The sequence below is a fragment of the Thermogutta sp. genome, from assembly GCF_014359955.1.
GTDB lineage: Bacteria > Planctomycetota > Planctomycetia > Pirellulales > Thermoguttaceae > Thermogutta.
Genome location: NZ_JACIYL010000782.1, coordinates 1 through 2,037, shown reverse-complemented (window position 1 = coordinate 2,037; position 2,037 = coordinate 1). Strand labels below are relative to the sequence as shown.

General features: G+C 58.6%; 1 pseudogene. It reads right to left on the bottom strand.

Annotated features, from left to right (window positions below):
• Positions 1-224 precede the first annotated feature (224 nt).
• Positions 225-2,037: pseudogene (locus H5U08_RS16920) on the bottom strand (hypothetical protein); the annotation flags it as partial.

The window sequence follows — 2,037 nt, the reverse complement described above, 5'->3', positions numbered from 1 at the left end:
AATTCCCGACGTCAACCAGACGGCCGCCATGCCCGCGAGAATGAGTGCCACGAGCGCCTGCTGTGGCCAACGCATCACAGCGCGGATGGCATGGAAGAGGGCGCTCACGTGGGAGCCTCTTTGGGTTTGAAAACACATCTCGGACCGCACGCCATCTCTGAACGGACCATCAAATGCTGCCCCCGTTGCTACCTGCTGTGTACGGCAGTCCACGGCGCCACCCGTCACGTGTTGGAGGAACTCCCCGATTTTGCGGAGGTGGGTTGCGTCTCCGGCTGAGCGGGTTCCGAATATTCTTTCTGAAGGATGGGCACAACTTTTTCGTGGAATTCACGGAGCGGATAGTTATCCGGGAGGCTTTCGCCAATCGTGCTGAGCAATCGGTTGTAATTGATATCCAGCTCGGCGATTTCCGTGGCGGTTCGCCGATCCGAGAGCCGGGCCAGGTGTGGGAATTTCTTGAGCAAAGCGGCAGCCTGGGGCAGAGCCTGTTCGAACTCCGCCCGCGCCTTCGCCAGGTTGGCAGGATTGACTCCCGCGGTTAGGATGGAATTGGCCACGGCCGCGTGCCGCTTGATGGCCACCAATTCAGGAGTGTGCAGGCACTGGATGCGGATGATATCGGCCAGCACAAAATTCCGGGGGAAGACGTCTCCAAGTTTGACCATCACCGAATCGTAGAGGTTGATGGCGTTCATCATGTCGTTGATGGTTTGTCGGTCGGAGAGCAATTTCAGGCTTTTCACCAGTTCCGTCAATTCGTGGAAGCGGCTGAAGGCTTCCTCAAGATCGGAGCGTGCCTGGCCCAAATCTCCCGCCTGGATGGCCTTTTGGGCGGTGGCCACCTTTTCCATGGCGATCTGATATTCCGGCCGCCGCTTCACCCGGCGGTGAATGATGCCCTGGAGCGCGAAATCCTCAGGAAAGACCTCGTCGAGCTGGTCGAGGATCCGCATGTAACGGTCGGTGATATCGGACAGATCATTGACAAAGCCGTCGTCATATTGAATATCCGGGTTCTTTTCGATGACTTTCTTCCATCGTCGAGCCGCTTCGAGAAACAGCTCCATGGCCGTGATGTGGTCGTTGTTGTGATAGGCTTCCAGAGACTGGTACATGGCTTCCCGAGCGGCGACGGCTTCAGGCTGCTGTTCCACTTCCGCGTGTCGTTTCCAGTAGTCGTAGTTGACAATTGTGCGATTGTGTTCGACGATCTGCGCCCGACGTTCCAGCTCCATGGCCTTGCGGGCAAGTTCCAGGGCTTTCTTCCGCTTGGCCGGGTCCGTGATGCGCCGTGCCACCTGCTCGTGGGTGAGCCGCATTTTAATCTCGGCGGACAGCGCGAGGTCCGCCTGGCGGGCCGTGCGATCGTAGGGCGGGGTGTCGTAGGCCTCCCGTTCTTCCGGCGTCAGCTCTTTGCGACGTTCAGCCAGTAATTGTTCCCGCAGTCCGGGCGCGAGCTCGTCGATCTGTTGGGCGAGCTCCCGTGCCTGCTGGAGGAGAAGCTCGCGCTCATAGAGGCGAATGGTGGGGAAGTCTTCGTAACCGCTGGGAAGTTCCCGATGGCCGAATTCGTTGACGAACTCATGCCATCCAGTTTTCCAGGCATCCATCGCCGTTTCACCAAAGGTGCCCTCTTTCTCGATGGCTTCCGCGTAGTTCATCTGGAATTTGGGCCGGTGGGAGTAGAAGATCAGGGGTGTGGTTCGCAGGATGGCCCCCTGGTCGGTGAGTCGTTCCGCTTCTCGGTACCAGTCTTTTCCCACCAGCCAGTTGTCACGCGGGGGACGCCCCTGGTGGATTTCGTATGGATCGGCGGGATCCATGAACAGCCGCCGGAATTGCTTGCTTTCGTCGGCCATTCCGATCTTCCAGCCATAGGTCCATCCCACGTCGCCGTACAGAACCGGCTCGCGCTCGTTGTAGCGGATGCCTTCCTGGAGGAATTTGATGCCGCGGATGACCCAGCGGAATCGTTCGCGGTAATCGTCGAATTCCACGGACACGTTGAAGGACAGATTCCATCCCTGATATCGC